Raw genomic sequence first — 18,088 nt, forward strand, 5'->3', positions numbered from 1 at the left:
AATCGACAACCATTTTATCCAAAATAAATGAACTATCAAGAGACTACCAATTGGATGTTTAATCAGCTTCCAATGTACCAATTACAGGGGGCTTCAGCTTATAAAGAAGATTTAACCAACATTAAATTATTAGCAGAGCATCTTGGCAATCCTCAAAAGCAATTGAGATGCATTCATGTGGCTGGTACCAACGGAAAAGGCTCTACTTCTCATATGTTATCTTCTGTTTTACAGGAAGCAGGTTACAAAGTCGGATTGTATACTTCTCCGCACTTGAAAGATTTTAGAGAACGAATTAAAATAAACGGTCAGGAAATTTCAGAAGAGTTTGTTATTGAATTTGTAGCCAAACACAAAGATTTTTTTGAAGCGAATGATATGAGTTTCTTCGAAATGTCGGTTGGTTTAGCTTTTGATTATTTTGCTTCTGAGAAAACCGACATTGCGATTATTGAAGTTGGTTTGGGCGGAAGATTGGATGCTACCAATATTATTACGCCTTTGGTTTCGGTAATTACTAATATTGGATTAGATCATACGCAGTTTTTAGGAAATACTCTGGAAGCGATTGCAGGCGAAAAAGCCGGAATTATTAAACCAAATGTCCCTGTAGTAATTGGAGAATATACGGCTGAAACAAAACCGGTGTTTTTGGCTAAAGCCGAAGAAAATAACGCTCCGATTTATTTGGCTTCAGATTTAATTGATCAGATTTATTTATCGGATTTAATTGGAGATTATCAGTTTCATAATAAAAAAACGGTTCAGCAGACGATTTCGATTTTGAATAACGAAACCGATTTTAAAATTTCTGAAGAACAATTAAAAGAAGGTTTATTGCATGTTGTAAAAAACACCGGTTTACAAGGCAGATGGCAACAATTGGGAGAAAACCCGAAAATAATCTGCGACACGGCACACAACAAACACGGATTATCGGTTGTGATGAATCAGCTGAAAAATGAAAAATACGAGAAACTGCATATTGTTTTGGGTGTTGTGAATGATAAAGATCTGGATTCGATTTTACCACTTTTCCCGAAAGAAGCGCAATATTATTTCTGCCATCCTGATTCTTCACGAGCTTTGCCTGCCGAAACGTTACAAAAGGCGTCTCAAAACTTTGGTCTAACTGGAGAAAAATACGATTCTGTTGCAATCGCTTTCGCGGAAGCCAAGAAAAACGCCTCGGAAAATGATTTTATTTACGTTGGCGGAAGCACTTTTGTGGTTGCCGAATTGCCTTTAAACTAAAATATACTTTTGATATAGAAAAAACTTCAAAAAAACCGATTTAATAACAAATTCATAAACAAGGAGATATAAACTATTTTTAAAAAAGTTTTATTTTTTATTCGAATTTCTTTGCAGAACTCAAAAACTAGCGTATATTTGCACTCGCAATCACAAACGATAGCAACCTAGTAAAATAGGGCGATTAGCTCAGCTGGTTCAGAGCACCTCGTTTACACCGAGGGGGTCGGGGGTTCGAACCCCTCATCGCCCACCAAGAAACTCCTTAAGAAATTAAGGAGTTTTTTTTATGTCTTTATTAAATTTCTTCCAAATCAAAAAATCAAAATTATGAGTGAGCTAATAGGATTTAATGTTAGAGTTTATGCCTTTTGTATAAATGACAATAAAATTTTGGCACTGCATGAAAAATATGCAGGAACACCAATATGCAAATTGCCAGGAGGTGGTCTTGAATTTGGAGAAGGGACAATTGAATGTCTTCATCGAGAATTTGAAGAAGAATTAAACTTAAAAATTGAAATCCTGGATCATCATTATACTCAGGAAAACTTTATAGAATCCCGAATTAAGGACAACAAACAAATTCTTAACATTTATTATACTGTCAAAATACTTAATCTTGAAGATTTACATATTCAAATTCCTGGATTGGAAAAATTAGAATGGATTGATCTTGATTCTAAAGAAAATCCTTTTGTTTTACAGGCAGATATAATTGCATTTGAGAAATTGAAAAAGAAATTTGTCTAGATATTTAATAAATAGATTTAGATGCATTAAAGAATTAAGAGTTTTTTACCTTTTGCGTTATTTAAATGATTCAAAACCGCAAGAAATAGAAAGATGTCTACTCTCTTTAACAATTTCCAGCTTATTAGAATTTGCATTAACAAAATACATATTTGTTTTTATTTCTTGGAATCTCCCCAATTCTGAATTAGGTTGCTTTTCTTCTTCAACCAGCCAGCAGAAAGTATTTTTTCCATCTAAGTAGGCTAGTTCAATATAGTCGACTTTTTTATTTTTAAATCTAAAATCTTTTTTTATCAGACCTAAAGCATCACAAAAATTAGTAAGTTTTTCGAATTTAACATTTTTAGAGTATTCAGGGAATTTGTTCTCTGAAATCATTTCTCCTTTTTTATTAAATTCAAGTCCAAATCCATATTCAATATTCTTGTTTTTATATCTATAAAGTATCCAATATGAAACATTGTAATTGCTAAGATTATAAATATCCGGGTTATTATAATTAATTTCAACAGAATCTTCGTAATTAACTTCAAATCCATGAATATTTAAATTTTGATAAAAATCACTCCCACCTCGCTTAACAATATAGGTTTTTGCTTTTGAAAGAATAAAATTTGAATATTCTTCAATTAGTGCAATTTCTTGTGGATAAGCTATATCCTCAAAATAAATAGAATCTTTATATTTTTTCTCAAATCGAATATTATTTTTTGTTCTTGACGAGTAAGACCCTCCAAAATCTAATTTTTCAGCATCTTCACACTGAGAAAAACCAGAGTAAAAAACTAATGCAAACAATACGACAAAATGCTGTTTCATATTTTAATTTCTATTCTTTTTACAGAATATTTATTAGTAATACAAAGTAATTATTACCCAACGAATATATAAATTTTATTCAACTCTAGTTATTAAATCTCACGTACATAATCTGTGAAGTTCCAAATACAAAATCCAAAATCCTCAAAATCATACCCTAAAAATCGTATTTTTGTTTACCGCTCCCCAAGAAAATCTGTAACATACATTTAAAATCTGTTTTTTACAGTTCTGGTTTATTCACTTAATTATTATCTTTGAATTATGAGCACACTATCAAGACCAAAACATATCGGAAGAAATATTAGCCGTATTCGTGAACTTCGCGATATGAAACAGGAAGCTTTGGCGCAAGCTTTAGGAACAAATCAACAAGCTATTTCTGCTATGGAAAATAGTGAAACTATTGATGAAGAAAAGCTTACAGCAGTCGCAAAAGCACTTGGCGTTACAGCTGAAGGCATTAAAAATTACAGCGACGAAAACATACTAAGCATCATTAACAATACATTTAATAGCCACGACAGCTCAACATTAAATGCCGTTAATTTTCAACCTACTTTTAATCCACTTGATAAAATTGTAGAACTTTATGAGCGTTTGGTTCAAGCTGAAAAAGACAAAGTTGAATATCTCGAAAAAATAGTAAAAGGCAAATAACCTTTTTAAGCATAAAAAAACTCCATTATTTCTAATGGAGTTTTTCTTTTTATTTATTCAGCTCTTTTTCAATTTCTTTAATAAGTTCTATTGCGAGCGGTTTTGTATTTTCTTTATAAACTCTTATGTTATTCTTACCTAGTTTAACAAGATATGCAAGTGTCTTTTTGTATTTTGGATCTGAATATAATTCTTTTTCCGGCTTATCTGCATTTTCTATTTCTTTATCAAAACATTTAAACAAAAACTCAGTGTACATTTTATCCACTTCGTTAGCAGCTGGTACATATATTTGGTAATAGTTCAAGATTTTCTGTTTTAATTTTTCGTCTTCAATATAGCCTAGTTTTCCACTTGATTTAAAACCTTCATAATTACCAATAGTCAATGTTTGCCCGTGTGAATAAATTGGGAAATTAACTTTGCTTTTTGAATTATAAATACTGTCCAATTGAGAAGGTGTTAATGCCAAAATTTTTTCATAGTCTACGTTTGTCTTTTGATAGGCTTTCACTTCCCTGTCGATACTTTCTACATCATTCTTTAAATCATTCTTTAAATTAGCAAGAAACACAGCTACTTCTTTTTGTTGGTGTCTATGCTCACTCCAACCATGCAACCATATTGAAAGCGTTACAGCAAAAACGATTATGAATATTTCTATGATAATTTCTTTTACTTTCTCTCCTAATGTGTGTTCTGAATTTTTCACAGTTTTATAAATTTTTTTTGAATGTTTGCTTATTTCTTCTTGCATAATTTATACTTGCAATTTCTGGTTATTATTTGTTTTTATTTTAGCACGTTATTAAATTCAATGAGTTCCTTTTTTTTCTTCAGCACCCAACTTTTATTCAAAAGCGAATATAAGACTATTTGTAAAATCTCCTTATTATTTTCTAAAGAACTCAGCAAAAGACACAAAAAAACTCCTTAATTCCTTAGGGAGTTTTAAACATTTTAAGCTTTAACAATCAATCATTATTTTGTATTTTCTCACATACTTTTTCAAGAAGTCTCTTAGTCTGCTTAAAATACTTCATTTTATCATCAATCTCTTTTATTTTAGCCTGAAAAAGTTCCAGTGTTTCTGGTTTTGAATCGGTGGTTTCGAACCAGCTGGTCAATATTTTTTTTATTTCTGCTAAACTAAAGCCAACTTCTCTGGCTTCTATAATAATTTCTAAACGCTCAATCGTATTACTATTGTAATGCTTGTAATTATTAGATTTTACCTTTTCATCGGTCAATCCCTTGATCATTCCTAAATTCTCATAATATCTGATCGTATGAATTGATAATCCTGTTTTTTTTGACAATTCGTTTATAAGCATAGCACTATTTTTTTTATACAAAAACAATAAAGCATAGAGCGAAGTCTATACTTTTATGTTTCAAATATACAATTATTTTGCTTTTGAAGTTTTTAAAAATAATAAATACAACATAAAGTAATTTCAGGAAGAACTAACAAAAACAAAATACAAGTAAAAAACATCATTTCCAATAAGCTTTTTTACTTCCATTTGTTTATTCGCTGTGTTTTTTTATCAAACTGTGCCGCTAGAGATTTTATTCTAGACTGCAAAAGCAACTTTCGACCTTCAATTGTTCTGGTAAAAATTAAATCACAATTACCAACAAGTTCTTTCCATTGCTCTTTGAAATGTTCTGCCAGTTTTTTATTTCTGCCAATAATTTCAGGAACTGAATGATAATCTTTTTGTTCTCTAAAAAATAGAAATGTATTTTTTCTGATTATTATATAACGAGGATTTTCGACAGTATCTGTAATTTCCTGTAAAGAGTTTATAAATGTTGATTTCTCAAAAGTAGTCCCTCCCTCCAAATGACAATATACTCTTCCCCAATCATCTACAGAGGTTATTACCTCTAAAGAAGCATAATCGGTTTTAATAATTCTGGCTTTGATTAGTGAATCCAAAAGTGCTTTACCAATTTGTTTTATGTCTTTGGAAATGTCGCGATATTTAAAATACAATCTCAATGCTTTTAATGTCTGCCTTCCAAAAAACAACATTCCAATTATTCCAAAAAAAGTAAGAAAAAAATAAAGATCTCTCATACTCCTGATTCTTCTGGCTGCTTTTAAAAATTCTTGTATTGTTTCTAAACCAAAACTAGCCAAACCAGAACCTAAAGTAGCAAAAAGATTAGCAAGTGTTTTATTCAAATACATTGATTTAACTGCTTTATACTCTTTTTCCTCAGTAAACGGAATTTTAATTTCTTCTACAAGATTCACTCCTGTTTCAAGTGCTTTTTTCCATATTTCTTTTAAACTTTCTCGATTACCAGCATACTTGAACATTTCAATGTTCATTTTCTCAGCCTCTCCTTTTTCGAAACTATTTTCTCCTAAATTCAATCGGCCAATTCCATTTTCAATTCCAGGCTGCTCATGAAATGACACGCCTACAAAACTTTTAAAACGCCTTTTAAGCAAATCAAAATCATTGCCACCTGTTGGAGATGTGTCATCGATAGTAACCAGATGCCAAATGTTTCCCGTTTTATTTGAGTTCCCGTGTTGAGTTCTAATAGCTCTGCCCCGCATTTGATTAGACAAAACAAAAGAACCTACAAAACTTGCCAATATTAAAGAGTTAATTGCCGGAGCATCCCATCCTTCTCCAAGTAATGATTTTGTTCCTATTAAAACTTCTATTCCGCCATTTTGAAAAATTTGGGTTACAATATGAACTATATAATGGGTAAGCTGTTCTGTCTGATTTATTAAAATATAATTTGAATCAAAAGGAACAATGTTTGAATTTATTTTGGAAATGCCACATTTTGCAGCTCTTGTTTCAAAATCATTATAAACACTACTTGGAATAATAATCATTGACCCCGTTAAAACACCAATTTTCTTATTCTCTATATTTTCTCTTCTTAGTTTTTCGAAAATAGGAATAACACCCAATCTGTTTAATTCCAGATTATTTTCGGATGAATTAACATAGTATTCTTTTCGGATGAAATCAGAAAGAATTACCATACGCAAATCTTTTCCCAACTGCTTGTATTCAAAATCAACAATTTCCTTAATACCGTTTAGCTTACTTATGCTTGACGTTAAGAAACCTGTAACTTTTTTGCTGTATAAAAAATCTATCTGCCGTCTCTCTATCGCTCCATGTCTTCTTAACCTGTTCTCAAGAGTTTTTCGATGTTCTTCAAATTCTTTAAAATGTTCATCTTCCTTATAAAGATAAAACTCTAAAAGCTTTTCTGTCCATTCATAATCAAGGATTGGGATTATTATTTTTTTATCTCCAATGACTTCTAGATGAATTTCAGGAATTTCTCTATTGTTTGCTTTTAAAAATATCAAACTAGCAGAATAATAAGAAAGGTTATTATAAATCCAATCTAATTCTCCTTCAGGATTTTTCCAAATAGGATGCGTTTCAATTGCCTGAATAATGGTTTCATTATTTTTTATTTCCTGAAAAAGCATTTCTATATTATCCCTGAAATTAGTGATATCCTGATGTTCTTCTTCTGTTGGCGTTGTAAAATACACATAATCTTGGTGCGGACATAGATCGCCTTCGATTACCAATTCTGGAACCGAAATTTCCATATCCACAATTCCGTTAAGCTCAATGTATCGTTGCCATTCGATAGCAGAAACATCATAAGGCGGTGTTGCGGTTAAACCCACAATTACAGGATTGATTTTTTCTTTTACTCTAGTCAGTGTCTGCCACCACTCATTTTTTAAATGGTGTGCTTCATCAACTACAATTGTCTTGATCTTTTGTGCCTTTAAACCATTTACAATTTTATCGAGATTTGCATTTGCCTGTTTACTTTGTACATTTTCTTCACTTTCTTCTTCCTCTTCGCAATCTTGCTCCTCAATTTTTAAATTATTACAAGCCGCATGAAGTCCTTGGTAAGTTACCACAGTCATAAATTTTGGATTGCGAATGTCTCTCGAAATCCAGTCTGGAGTCTGATCCGTTTGAAGAAATAACTCGCAAAATCGTTGAATCCATTGGTTGCGAATTGCAATTGTTGGAGCAAGAATTAAAGTCGGTTTATTTAACCGAATAGCAACTTCAAGTCCTAAAACAGTCTTACCAGAACCCGGAGGAGCTATAATATGTAAATGTCCATCTTTTAAATGGTCATCTAAATTATCCAGTACTTTTTGCTGGTATTTTCTCCAGTTATATTTAAACTTTATTTCTTTTGGATATTCAGACAATGTATCGTTTACTTTATACTTGTCCTTATTAACTAACATTTTGGCATAAATTAATCACTAAATTTCTAGTTTTATCGATTTGCTAACATAAGTAAAAAACCTTACAAATCATTAAAAAACTCTTGCTTACTGAAATTCTCAAAAAAACACTTTCTTTAAACATCCAAATTATTGGAGTAAATTAAATATATTCGTAAAATTCCCTTACAATTAAAGCCCTTTCCTATTTAGCAAAATTTCCAAAATGAAGATCATCAAAAAATCAAATAGCTCTTTTTAAAATTTAAAAAAAAAAGAAAATTCAAAATGCATTTGGATATTGTTGTCACGAATACTATATTTGCGACAACAATTTAATTTAAAAAAAAATGAGAGAATTAACATTTGCATCGTTACAAGTAAAAAATCTGGAAGCATCAAAAGACTTTTATGAAAAAAAATTAGGTTTTGAAATTGGAAATACCAATCCGCAAGCTTGTATTTTTAAATACAATGAAGGACAAGCAAGTTTTGCGATCCGTACTCCTTTGGAACCACTTGAAGATAAGGAATTAGGTATTGGTGTTGCGCTTTGGTTTGCTGTAAAAGAAAATGTAGACGAACTGAAAGAAAATTTTATCGCAAACGGAGTAACATCTGCAGGGCCAATTATAGAAACTCCTTTTGGACGAGCTTTCCATGTAAAAGATCTTGACGGCTACAAACTTACTTTCTTAGAAACAAAATAATTGAGGAAGAAAATATTTTTTATCAAATAATCAACTAAAGTTTTTGATGGTTATCTTTGATACTTTCAAACCGCTTTTTCGATTAATACCGATACCAATTCTATGTCTAAAGAAATTAATTTTCATTTTAAAAGTCCAAAAGACAGTCCTGGCTATCTCCTTGGACAATTAACTATGCTTTGGCAGCGTAAATTAAAACGAGTTTTAGATCCTTTGGATTTGACTCAAACACAATTTGTATTATTAGCCGCTTTAGGATGGCTTTCGAAAAAAAGCAATTCTGTAACGCAAGTTGATATTGCCAACCAGAGTAATGCTGACAGAATGATGGTATCAAAAGTATTGCGCACACTGGAAGAAAAAGGTTTTATAACGAGACACGAACATGAAACCGATACAAGAGCAAAAATCATTCGGTTAACAAATGCAGGAGAAACTGTTTTACAGAAAGCAATCATCGAAGTAGAAAATGCCGATCTCGATTTTTTTTCTGGTTTAGATGAAAATCTTTCCTTGTTTAATTCCAATATGGCAGATCTTATTGAGAAAAATAAAGCTGAATAATAAACTACGCTGAAATATTCATCGTAAAAAACAAATCCACTTTTTAAAATTCAATAAAAAACTCCTTAATCGCTTAAGGAGTTTTTTATTATTCATTATTTTGACAAGATATCTAAGCCTTTTTATCTAAGAAAGACTATTTCAATTTCGTCAAAGCTTTAGAATTTCTCAGCAAAAACACATACTGAAAATAATCCGTTACAGAGGCATCTTTCAAAGGAACTATGTTTTCTCCAAATGCTATAGACTTTACAGTAATCAAATTTTGCGAATTGAGATAAGGCGAGTTTTTTGAATTCAGTTTGAAAAGAGTTACAGTATCTGGTTTACTTACTTCTTTTAAATCATTGATTCCTTTTACAAGCATTAATGGCCCGTCAGCATTTAACCAATCTACTTTTTCGTCTTCCGGAGTTGGAAACTGAGGATTTTTAGGAAGATACATTTCACTGTCAATTGTATAACTTACAAAGCTGGTTACTTTAAATCCCGAATCTTTTAATCCTGCCGCAAAAGTTACTCTACCTGATTCAGTTTTCTTTTGCAGTGTATGAAAATATCCAAAAAGTCCGTAGAATTTTTCATTTTCAAGATGTTTTTTCTGAATCGTGTTTTTAAGATTAATTACCATCGCTTTATCTCTTGGACCTTTAGATTCATCATCGAAATTTTTATCAATTCCGATTACGGTAATTTTTAAAGAATCAGCCAAATTCTGGTTGTAATCATAAACAGCACTCCATTTATCAAATAATTCCTGACTTGATTGCTGCGGAATTCTTTTCTTAATTGATTCAACCACTTCTCTCAAAACCGCTTTATTTTTTTCTTTCCCAGCAAACAAAAAACCATTTAACTTTTTAGCTGTCAAGCTATCCATTTCAGCAATATAATACTTGATTCCTAATTTTTTATTGAAGAAAAAAAGCATTTCCTGATCTATCTTCTGATTGTCGGCATAACCATGAATTTCTCCTAATAAGAAAACTTGCGATTTGTAAAAATCTGCATCAAATAATTTTTCATCAATGGAAGAGGATAGCTGAACATTATTTTTCGATAGATAACTAATGTTTTCTTCTTTCTTAGATTCCAGAAACAATTTACTGCTGATATACAGATACGCAATAAAAATTAAAATAATACTCAAAAGGGTAATGCATGTAATTTTAAGAATTTTTAAAAATTTCTTCATGGTTATGGTTCATTTGATTTTGATGTAAAAATATTTTTATTCCTAGCAAATCCAAAGTTTTATTGACCGAATTGTCACTTTTATATGATGAATTGTTTTTACTTTTCAAATTATTGAATTTATATTTTTCGGAATTTTTTGAAAATTATTTGAAATCAATAACTTACAAGTAAAGCTTCAAAAAATATTAAAAATATACTGGATTGCAATTATTTTTAAGACATTTACAGCCCTAAATATTCGTTTTATACAATCATATCCATGAAGTTTAAAGTGTAAAATGAAGCAACCAAAAACAAATACCATTTTATGAAAACAAAAATCTTATCAGCCTTCCTTTTCATTTTATCGATTACAGCATTCGCTCAGGAAAAAGTAAATTTTACAGAAAAATTCAAAAAAGAAAATCAAGGAAAAGCTACTGTTGAAATTAACGAAGTAAAAGAACTCTTAACTATCATGTTGGCCATTACCGATTTTGGTTTAGAAAATGATGATATGTTCGAACAAAAAGGAGATTATTACCAACGTGTTCTTAAACATTTCAAACCTTATAAAGAAGAATCGATCATTAAAACAATGAACTCTCTTTTATCAGAAAATCCACTTGAATATATTTTCTTTACCGGAAATGCTCAGACTTACTTTTTAAAAAATGAGGTTTTGGTACCCAATGAAGCGTATATTTTACCTGCCAACAAAGTAGCGAATGTCAAAATTGAAGTAAATCCAGTTACAACTTATAAAAAAGAAATTGAAGATTTTGCCAAAAAATCTCATTTTGCTGACTTTTATAAATCTGAAAAACCTTTTTACGACAAGATCATTTCTGATTACGAGAAATACTCCAATCTTCGCAAACAATGGAATTGGCTGGAAAAGAATTTCGATACCAAAATAAACAGTTACATTGTTTATACTTCGGCATTAATTAATGGCCTTAATTACACTGGAGGCTATGAGAACAATAATTTCCATCTTATAGAAATGGTTTTACCAACCATACAAAAAGTCGAAGGCCGATCAGAAAAAAACAGTGAAGCTTTTAATACCAGAAGTATGTTTACTGAAATTGATCATAATTATGTTGAAAAACCAAGTGTTAAATATAAAGAAGAACTAAACTCTGCGCTAAAAGAAAGAGAAAAATGGGTTAACACCAAAGCTTACGGAATGGAATATTATCCGGATGGCTTTAAAGTTTTTAATGAATACATGACTTATGCTGTTTTCATCTTATATGCTGAAGAAATTTACAAAGGCGACACACAACTCCTTTTTGAAATAAACAACGAAGTAAACGCTGTAATGATTGACAGGGGTTTTATTAAAATGAAAGAATTCAACGAAGAGCTGAAAAATCTTAGAAAGAAAAACAAGAAGAAAATTGATGAACTATATCCAGAATTAATTAAATGGTGCAGTTTACAGTAAATCTTTTAAACTGAGTTGTCCTGAAAAAGGTTGACTAGATTATATACTATAAAATTAATTAAATCGGAACAAGATTTCTTTTGTTCCGATTTATTTTTTTCCATGTTTTCAATTTAACTTGATTTTGTAAATGTGCCTGATTTGGAGTAAGCATATTTATTGATAAATGTACTCTGATTTGATTGTAAAACAAGATAGATTCCTGAACCTGTTTTTTTAAGGCTTTAAAATCTTCAAAGGTTTCAAACAGTCCAAATTCTTCTTTCAAAATACCATTTACTCTTTCTGCAACTGCATTTTCATAAGGATCATAACTTTGAGTCATGCTTATTAGAATATTATTTTTAATTAAGTACTCCGTATATTCTTTACTGCAGTATTGCAATCCTCTATCTGAATGATGTATCAGATTACTATCTTTATTTTTATTGGCAACAGCCATTTTTAAGGCTTCCAATGTGGAACTCGCCATTAGATTATCTGATAAATTGTAACCGACAATTTTCTTGGAATAAGCATCAGTTATTAGATGCAGGTAATGTGTTTTCTCTCTAGTTCTAAGATAGGTAATATCCGCAACCCAAATCTGTTCGGGTCTGTTAATCTCTGCTTCTTTAATTAAGTTTGGATATTTGCGCATCCAATGCCTTGAATTTGTTGTCTTATAATATCTTCGAACTTTAGGAACTAACAAATATTCTCCTCGTAGAAAATCAAATAATTTGTCTCTGCCAATTTTTATTTGATGCTTCTTTAAATCATCCCTAAGCATGTAATATAATTTTCTGCCTCCGGTTTTTGGAAGTTTTTGGCGCACGGACATTATTAAACATCTGAGATTCTCCTGGTTTAAATCTGATTTTAATAAAAGTGATTTTCTTTTATAATAAGCCTGCTTACTATATCCAAACAATCTGCATATTTCACATGGACTAATCCTGTAGATATGATTTATTTCTTGGACTGCTTGGAACCAGACTTTTTTACAATTTCGACTTTTAGCTCACGTTCGGCTATTTCAATAAATTTTTTAAAGACTAATAATTCCTGCTCTTTTTTAGCCAATTGTGCTTCAAGTTCTTTTATACGCTGAGATTGAGGGTCTTTCATTGGACGTCCGATGGTTAATTTATCTTGATATGTAAATTTACCATATTTTTTTAACCAACGCGGTATGCAGCTGTTTCCAGAAATATTATAACGTCGGCGAAGTTCCGCTTTTGTGAACAAACCCTGTTCAAATTCTTTTACAACTTGTTTTTTGAAGACCTCACTGTAAATTTTAGGGGCGCATACTTTTTTTAATTCTTCTCTTTCTATTGACATAATTTATTTAATTATAGTCAACTTTTTTTAGGACGAGACAAACAATACAAAAAACTCCACTATGACAGTGGAGTTTTTTGTTTAGAAAGCTTTTCCTTTCGTTTACTATTTAAATAATTCCTTACTGGAACATCATAAAATATCATAACTAAATAAGCAAATCCAACTAATAGAATTACCGCCGTTGGAACTATAAAAGCAAGTTGCGTCACATCAGGTTTGTAATTAGTATAATAATTCCCGAACATCCATAAAACGGCATAATGCGTCATATACAACGGATAGGAAATATTTCCAGAAAACACACATACTTTTTCCAATCCAGGTTTTAAGACAGCTCCGGCTCCTAATGAAATCAATAATGGAAAATAAAACAAAACAACTAAAGGTTCTGTTAACCAATTCCATTCTGAAAATGGCATTATAAAAGCCAGCAATAATAATCCGCTCAAACTTATAAATCCTAATTTGTTTTTAATAACCAAATTGAAACGGTAGATTAACAATCCTGCCAAAAAAGAATAAGATATTCTCGCACAGCCATCCCAAAAAGTCGGCCCGCTCCAGCCGCCTAATAAATTTCCAGAATTGTATGCTACAAAACAAATTGCAAAAGCTGCGATGATAGTCAGAACAAACAGAAGACTTTTTCCAATTCTATAAAGCACCACAGCATAAACTATATTAGCAATATATTCCCAAAACAATGACCAGGCAGGTGCATTAAAACTAAATAAATTAAAACCTCGGTCGGCAATTACTGGTAACGGAATTAAAAATAGAGAACAGATAAAAGTCAAAACAATTTTACCAGCGTTGTACAATTCCAAATGTCCCCCAAAAGGATCAAATAAAAAGGCTAATAATCCTAAAACAGATCCCGCAATAACCAATGGATGCAGTCGAATAATTCTTGCCACAAAAAAATTCCAGATTCCCATTTTTGAAATACGATCATCATAAGCATAACCAATTACAAAACCCGAAAGACAGAAGAAAAAATCAACAGCTAAAAAACCATGTCCAATGAAGTTTTTACTAGGATCGGTAAAAATCCATTCCATAAAATGGAAAACAACAACAGCAAAGGCTGCAACACCTCTAAGTCCGTCAAGAATTTCAAAATGTTGTTTGGTCTGCAGAACTGACGAAGATATTTTATTCGTTTCCATTAAATTGAATGCGGTTTGGTTTTTAGTTAATCATTTGGAGCTGTCGCAAGTTCTACAAATTAATACTTAAATCAAAATTAGATTTACTCAATAATTTAAATCGCTTAGAAATTAGATTTTTCACATTTAAATAACTTTTTATACTTTTTCATTCCGTTCGTTTTTCCTAAGTTTGCTAAAATACAAAAACAAATATGCACGTAGCAGGTTGTCTTTCGCCACCAGAAAATTAATAATACTTCTTTAGTATTGACACTAGACTGAATACCTCAGTCTATTATTCTATGTCTTTACCTCAAATAAAAATTATTAATATTCAAAAATAAATCCTCAAAAGGGATAGACAACTTCTTATGAAAAAATCATATTTGATACTGCACACCGCAGTGTTACTAGCTGGCTTTACTGGCGTTTTCGGAAAACTTATTGCTCTTAATGAACTAACATTGGTTTGGTACCGAGTATTATTTGCTTCGATTATTTTATTTTTTATTCTAAAATCATATAAGCTAAAAGGACTTCAATCTTTTTCAGAAATCGCAAAAATTTCTAAAGCAGGAATACTTATTACCATTCACTGGATCTTTTTCTACGCCAGTATTAAATACTCCAACATTTCGATTGGCGTAGTTTGTTATTGTTTGACAAGTTTTTTTACTGCAGTTTTTGAACCTATCATTAATAAAAAGAAATTCAATTTAGTTCAAGGTCTTCTTAGTTTATTCACGCTTTTAGGAATAAGCCTGATTTTCCATTTTGATTCTTCCTATCAACTCGGAATCATGCTTGGCGTAATTTCTTCAGCATTTGCCGCTTTGTACACCATTTACAACGAAAGATTAGTTCAGTTTTATGATAGTAAGCTGATTAACTTTTATCAAATGTTAGGAGGAACCATTGTTTTGGGATTAGCACTGCCAATTTACTTTTATTATTTCCCAGAAGAATCTTTTATTCCGAGTTTAAAAGATACTTTTTATTTATTTGTTCTTGCTTCTTGTTGCACTGTAGCTTTGTATGTAATGTTTGCAGAATCACTTAAAAAAATTCCGGCATTTACTGTAAACTTAACTTTCAACTTAGAACCTATTTATGCAATCATATTAGCTTTTCTATTTTTTGATGAAGGAAAATCAATCAACTTTTCATTCTACATTGGGATTAGTTTGATTATGACCTCAATTCTATTACAATCCTTAATTTCAATCAAGAAAAAAAACATTGTCGAAGAGCAGATTTCCTAGACAGCTAAAACAGAAAAACTCCTTTGTTAAAAAGGAGTTTTTTTATGCTTTTGTTCAATCTAATCGTTTAAACCTTTACCCGCTAAAATTTGCGGAATATTCTTTTCTACTCTTGCCTCTCTCGTTTTCGATTGTTTTGGCTGAGAGAAATGAAGCAGATAAGCTCTTTGTCTTCCCGGAGTTAAAGCATAAAAAGCTTTTTTCAAATCAGGATTTTCATTTAATTTAACCTGAAACTCCTCTGCGATTTCAAATTCCGAAACTTTTTTCAATTCTACTTTTAAACCTGCTTTTTCAATTTCAGCCGCTTCGTAAATATAGTTTCTCAAAAAATCTTTTTTGCTAATAATATCTTCAATGCTGGTAAAACGAACCTGACGTGCGGCCTGAACATTTTCTGATTGTTGAATTAATATTTTATTCGGATCTTTCATCAGCGCTCCTTTAAAAAACAAAAAAGCACAATATTCTTTAAAAGCGTGAATCAAAACTATATTAGCCTTGTTAAAAGTATAACAAGGACTTCCCCACTTTAATTCTTCCACTAGATGACAATCCAAAGCGATGGTTCGCAATAGTTCTAATTCTTTTTGCCATTTCTCTGCTTTTTCGAAATAAAAATCAACTTTAGGATTTACACTATACTCTGTCATAAAATGGTCAATTAAAATAATTAACTAAAATTAGTAAAATTGAAAATTATACAGCAGACTCATTAGAATTAAAATCATTTTCGATAACCTTTTATAATACCGCGTTTTGAATGGCGTATAAAATCTAAAACTTTATCCCGTTCTATGGTCTGCTCAAATTCATTTTCTATTAATTGTAAAGCAAATTTTGTGTTTCTTTTTTCCTGAAATAAAATTCTATAAATTGCTTTAAGTTCTTCTAGCTTCTCAGAATTAAATCCTCTTCTCTTTAAACCCACTAAGTTTAATCCTAAATACTGCAAAGGATCGTGCGCCGCGATAATGTAAGGAGGAACATCCTTTACAACTCGGCTTAAACCACTAATCATGGTATGTTCTCCAATAATAGAAAATTGATGCACTGCAGTCAATCCACCAATATTGGACCAATCACCAACCTTTACTTCCCCAGCCATTCCAACACTAAAACCAATAACACAATTATTACCAATAATACAATCGTGTCCAATATGAGCATTAGACATAATCAAGTTCGAATTTCCTATAACAGTTTTCCTCTTTGAAGCTGTTCCTTTATTAATCGTAACAAATTCCCGAATCAAATTATCATCGCCGATTTCCAGCAAGGTATACTCATTTCTGTATTTTAAATCTTGAGGAATTCCGCCTAATATTGTATTGGAATGAATCTGACAATTTTCGCCAATTCTTGTACCGCTTAAGATCGTAACATTATTCCCAATAGAGGTATTGTCGCCAATAATAACATCATCCTCAATAGTCGTAAAATTTCCCAGAGTAATATTACCCCCTAAAGCAGCATTTTGATGAACCAAAGTATTTTTCAATTTCTGAACTTTTTAAAATAGTCCACAAAAATCAAAAGAAAAGAAAGAATATTTTTTGATGTAATATCAAGAAATTGAAGCTCGAATTCTGCTCAAAGTTTCCTGACTAACACCAATAAGTGAAGCGATATGTTTAAGTTTGGCTTTAATAACAATTTGAGGAAAAGAATGTAAAAGAAACTCATACTTCTGTTGCGCAGTCATTACCCTAAACAAATGATGAAATTCATTTATTTTAGAAAGATATAATCGCAACTGATTTACATGAAATTTTAAAAAGAGTGGATATTGCATCAAGATTTGTTCATCTGAATAAGATAACGAATAAAGCACCGAATTTTCACAAGCTTGAAAACTTTCAAATGAAGGTTTCTGCTCAAAAAAGCTACTCATAGAGGTCACAAATTGATTATTGGTATAAATCCATTTCGTAACTTCTAATCCTTCCTCAAAACAAAATCTGCGAACAGCCCCCGATTGAATGAAATATACTTTATTACATATTTTACCTTCCTGAATTACAAATTCATCTTTCTTAAAATTTTCAAGAACAAAATACTTTCGCACAGCAAGCTCCGTTTCTAAATCTAATTTTTGAAAACTATTTATGATCTGAATTAACTCATCCATTCTAATTAGTGTTTTTTAAAAGAAATTAAATTTAAAATTTTAATTATAAAGCAAGTTAAAAAGGAAAATAAACAATGAAAAAAAAAAACTTTAAATAATAAGCATTTTAAAAGCTTTTAAAGCAAGATTATTGTTAGCAAAAAGAAATTACATAGATTCAGCTAAAAGTAAAGTATTGAAATCAAATTATCCTTAAAATAATCATAGCGTCTCCCTCCGGGCCGGGCTGTCTGCTGTATCTTTTGTTTTTTAAAGAAAAAAACAAAAGGATGCCGCTTCCATCCCTGACGCATCCAGTTTAAAAAGAACTTTCGGGGATTTCAGCATTAAAACAAAAAAATGATATAAAACAAAAAACCCCGTTTCGTAAGAAACAGGGTTTTCAAAAGAAAGGCGACGACATACTCTCCCACAAAACTGCAGTACCATCTGCGCAGGCGGGCTTAACTTCTCTGTTCGGGATGGGAAGAGGTGAGCCCCGCCGCAATAACCACCTTAAGGTTTTCAGTAATTAATATCTAATTACCTTCCGCGTGCGGACAATATTTTAACATACTGAGATAAA

The 18,088-nt window shown here is 31.0% G+C and carries 17 protein-coding genes, 1 tRNA gene and 1 rRNA gene; 8 read left to right on the forward strand and 11 right to left on the reverse strand.

Going from position 1 to position 18,088, the window contains the following annotated elements; all coding sequences use genetic code 11:
- Positions 1 to 27: 27 nt before the first annotated feature.
- The 3 genes from P2W65_RS02420 to P2W65_RS02430 all read left to right on the forward strand — a co-directional run bounded on the left by P2W65_RS02420 (position 28) and on the right by P2W65_RS02430 (position 2,007).
- Positions 28 to 1,254: a bifunctional folylpolyglutamate synthase/dihydrofolate synthase gene (locus tag P2W65_RS02420; protein WP_289663329.1), complete on the forward strand. Its 1,227-nt coding sequence runs from the start codon at positions 28 to 30 to the stop codon at positions 1,252 to 1,254.
- A 178-nt stretch (positions 1,255 to 1,432) separates the two neighbouring features.
- Positions 1,433 to 1,510: transfer RNA gene (locus P2W65_RS02425), tRNA-Val, on the forward strand.
- A 74-nt stretch (positions 1,511 to 1,584) separates the two neighbouring features.
- On the forward strand, positions 1,585 to 2,007 hold the full coding sequence (locus tag P2W65_RS02430) for an NUDIX domain-containing protein (protein WP_289663331.1): 423 nt from the start codon (positions 1,585 to 1,587) through the stop codon (positions 2,005 to 2,007).
- A 57-nt stretch (positions 2,008 to 2,064) separates the two neighbouring features.
- Here the strand turns inward: P2W65_RS02430 and P2W65_RS02435 are convergent, their stop codons facing one another.
- Positions 2,065 to 2,829 (reverse strand): hypothetical protein, encoded by a 765-nt coding sequence (locus tag P2W65_RS02435; protein WP_289663333.1) that lies wholly within the window; start codon positions 2,827 to 2,829, stop codon positions 2,065 to 2,067.
- A gap of 264 nt (positions 2,830 to 3,093) precedes the next feature.
- Here P2W65_RS02435 and P2W65_RS02440 point away from each other — a divergent pair, with 264 nt between their 5' ends.
- Positions 3,094 to 3,489, forward strand: a complete 396-nt coding sequence (locus P2W65_RS02440; protein ID WP_289663335.1) for a helix-turn-helix domain-containing protein — start codon at positions 3,094 to 3,096, stop codon at positions 3,487 to 3,489.
- Between the two features lie 49 nt (positions 3,490 to 3,538).
- Here P2W65_RS02440 and P2W65_RS02445 read toward each other — a convergent pair whose 3' ends face one another.
- The 3 genes from P2W65_RS02445 to P2W65_RS02455 all read right to left on the reverse strand — a co-directional run bounded on the left by P2W65_RS02445 (position 3,539) and on the right by P2W65_RS02455 (position 7,768).
- Complete coding sequence (locus P2W65_RS02445) at positions 3,539 to 4,246, reverse strand: DUF6090 family protein (protein WP_289663337.1); 708 nt, start codon at positions 4,244 to 4,246, stop codon at positions 3,539 to 3,541.
- Positions 4,247 to 4,463: 217 nt separating this feature from the next.
- Positions 4,464 to 4,823 carry a MerR family transcriptional regulator gene (locus P2W65_RS02450; protein WP_289663339.1) on the reverse strand — a complete coding sequence of 120 codons (360 nt, stop codon included), beginning with the start codon at positions 4,821 to 4,823 and terminating at the stop codon, positions 4,464 to 4,466.
- A 182-nt stretch (positions 4,824 to 5,005) separates the two neighbouring features.
- Positions 5,006 to 7,768: a DEAD/DEAH box helicase family protein gene (locus P2W65_RS02455; protein WP_289663342.1), complete on the reverse strand. Its 2,763-nt coding sequence runs from the start codon at positions 7,766 to 7,768 to the stop codon at positions 5,006 to 5,008.
- A gap of 329 nt (positions 7,769 to 8,097) precedes the next feature.
- Between P2W65_RS02455 and P2W65_RS02460 the strand changes: the two genes are divergently transcribed.
- Positions 8,098 to 8,457, forward strand: a complete 360-nt coding sequence (locus tag P2W65_RS02460; protein WP_289663344.1) for a VOC family protein — start codon at positions 8,098 to 8,100, stop codon at positions 8,455 to 8,457.
- Between the two features lie 102 nt (positions 8,458 to 8,559).
- Complete coding sequence (locus P2W65_RS02465; protein ID WP_289663346.1) at positions 8,560 to 9,021, forward strand: MarR family winged helix-turn-helix transcriptional regulator; 462 nt, start codon at positions 8,560 to 8,562, stop codon at positions 9,019 to 9,021.
- A 136-nt stretch (positions 9,022 to 9,157) separates the two neighbouring features.
- On the opposite strand, the gene P2W65_RS02470 is transcribed toward P2W65_RS02465, so the two are convergent.
- Complete coding sequence (locus P2W65_RS02470; protein WP_289663347.1) at positions 9,158 to 10,216, reverse strand: hypothetical protein; 1,059 nt, start codon at positions 10,214 to 10,216, stop codon at positions 9,158 to 9,160.
- Between the two features lie 309 nt (positions 10,217 to 10,525).
- Here P2W65_RS02470 and P2W65_RS02475 point away from each other — a divergent pair, with 309 nt between their 5' ends.
- Positions 10,526 to 11,650: a DUF4932 domain-containing protein gene (locus P2W65_RS02475; RefSeq protein WP_289663349.1), complete on the forward strand. Its 1,125-nt coding sequence runs from the start codon at positions 10,526 to 10,528 to the stop codon at positions 11,648 to 11,650.
- Positions 11,651 to 11,708: 58 nt separating this feature from the next.
- Here the strand turns inward: P2W65_RS02475 and P2W65_RS02480 are convergent.
- Together P2W65_RS02480 and P2W65_RS02485 are read right to left on the reverse strand one after the other, a co-directional pair.
- Positions 11,709 to 12,976, reverse strand: a protein-coding gene (locus P2W65_RS02480; RefSeq protein WP_289658758.1) for an IS3 family transposase whose coding sequence is annotated in 2 segments (ribosomal slippage) — positions 11,709 to 12,637 and positions 12,637 to 12,976 — 1,269 coding nt in all. Because the reading frame shifts where the segments join, the coding sequence is not laid out codon by codon here.
- Positions 12,977 to 13,035: 59 nt separating this feature from the next.
- Complete coding sequence (locus P2W65_RS02485; RefSeq protein ID WP_289663351.1) at positions 13,036 to 14,148, reverse strand: acyltransferase family protein; 1,113 nt, start codon at positions 14,146 to 14,148, stop codon at positions 13,036 to 13,038.
- 353 nt (positions 14,149 to 14,501) lie between these two features.
- Here P2W65_RS02485 and P2W65_RS02490 point away from each other — a divergent pair, with 353 nt between their 5' ends.
- Complete coding sequence (locus tag P2W65_RS02490) at positions 14,502 to 15,392, forward strand: DMT family transporter (protein WP_289663353.1); 891 nt, start codon at positions 14,502 to 14,504, stop codon at positions 15,390 to 15,392.
- 59 nt (positions 15,393 to 15,451) lie between these two features.
- Here the strand turns inward: P2W65_RS02490 and P2W65_RS02495 are convergent, their stop codons facing one another.
- The 4 genes from P2W65_RS02495 to rrf all read right to left on the reverse strand — a co-directional run bounded on the left by P2W65_RS02495 (position 15,452) and on the right by rrf (position 18,021).
- Positions 15,452 to 16,045: a YdeI/OmpD-associated family protein gene (locus P2W65_RS02495; protein ID WP_289663354.1), complete on the reverse strand. Its 594-nt coding sequence runs from the start codon at positions 16,043 to 16,045 to the stop codon at positions 15,452 to 15,454.
- Positions 16,046 to 16,119: 74 nt separating this feature from the next.
- Positions 16,120 to 16,893 carry an acyl-ACP--UDP-N-acetylglucosamine O-acyltransferase gene (lpxA, locus tag P2W65_RS02500; RefSeq protein WP_289663355.1) on the reverse strand — a complete coding sequence of 258 codons (774 nt, stop codon included), beginning with the start codon at positions 16,891 to 16,893 and terminating at the stop codon, positions 16,120 to 16,122.
- A 66-nt stretch (positions 16,894 to 16,959) separates the two neighbouring features.
- Positions 16,960 to 17,523, reverse strand: coding sequence for a Crp/Fnr family transcriptional regulator (locus P2W65_RS02505; protein WP_179002054.1), 564 nt, complete (start codon positions 17,521 to 17,523; stop codon positions 16,960 to 16,962).
- Between the two features lie 388 nt (positions 17,524 to 17,911).
- Positions 17,912 to 18,021: ribosomal RNA gene (gene rrf, locus P2W65_RS02510) — 5S ribosomal RNA — on the reverse strand.
- Positions 18,022 to 18,088: the final 67 nt, after the last annotated feature.

Origin of the sequence: Flavobacterium panacagri (assembly GCF_030378165.1) — a bacterium.
Classification (GTDB): Bacteria; Bacteroidota; Bacteroidia; order Flavobacteriales; family Flavobacteriaceae; genus Flavobacterium; species Flavobacterium panacagri.

Excerpts from the sequence above, each read along its gene's own strand:
- P2W65_RS02420 (WP_289663329.1), top strand. The coding sequence starts at position 28 with ATGAACTATCAAGAGACTACCAATTGGATGTTTAATCAGCTTCCAATG.
- P2W65_RS02430 (WP_289663331.1), top strand. The coding sequence starts at position 1,585 with ATGAGTGAGCTAATAGGATTTAATGTTAGAGTTTATGCCTTTTGTATA.
- P2W65_RS02435 (WP_289663333.1), bottom strand. The coding sequence starts at position 2,829 with ATGAAACAGCATTTTGTCGTATTGTTTGCATTAGTTTTTTACTCTGGT.
- P2W65_RS02440 (WP_289663335.1), top strand. The coding sequence starts at position 3,094 with ATGAGCACACTATCAAGACCAAAACATATCGGAAGAAATATTAGCCGT.
- P2W65_RS02445 (WP_289663337.1), bottom strand. The coding sequence starts at position 4,246 with ATGCAAGAAGAAATAAGCAAACATTCAAAAAAAATTTATAAAACTGTG.
- P2W65_RS02450 (WP_289663339.1), bottom strand. The coding sequence starts at position 4,823 with ATGCTTATAAACGAATTGTCAAAAAAAACAGGATTATCAATTCATACG.
- P2W65_RS02455 (WP_289663342.1), bottom strand. The coding sequence starts at position 7,768 with ATGTTAGTTAATAAGGACAAGTATAAAGTAAACGATACATTGTCTGAA.
- P2W65_RS02460 (WP_289663344.1), top strand. The coding sequence starts at position 8,098 with ATGAGAGAATTAACATTTGCATCGTTACAAGTAAAAAATCTGGAAGCA.
- P2W65_RS02465 (WP_289663346.1), top strand. The coding sequence starts at position 8,560 with ATGTCTAAAGAAATTAATTTTCATTTTAAAAGTCCAAAAGACAGTCCT.
- P2W65_RS02470 (WP_289663347.1), bottom strand. The coding sequence starts at position 10,216 with ATGAAGAAATTTTTAAAAATTCTTAAAATTACATGCATTACCCTTTTG.
- P2W65_RS02475 (WP_289663349.1), top strand. The coding sequence starts at position 10,526 with ATGAAAACAAAAATCTTATCAGCCTTCCTTTTCATTTTATCGATTACA.
- P2W65_RS02485 (WP_289663351.1), bottom strand. The coding sequence starts at position 14,148 with ATGGAAACGAATAAAATATCTTCGTCAGTTCTGCAGACCAAACAACAT.
- P2W65_RS02490 (WP_289663353.1), top strand. The coding sequence starts at position 14,502 with ATGAAAAAATCATATTTGATACTGCACACCGCAGTGTTACTAGCTGGC.
- P2W65_RS02495 (WP_289663354.1), bottom strand. The coding sequence starts at position 16,045 with ATGACAGAGTATAGTGTAAATCCTAAAGTTGATTTTTATTTCGAAAAA.
- P2W65_RS02505 (WP_179002054.1), bottom strand. The coding sequence starts at position 17,523 with ATGGATGAGTTAATTCAGATCATAAATAGTTTTCAAAAATTAGATTTA.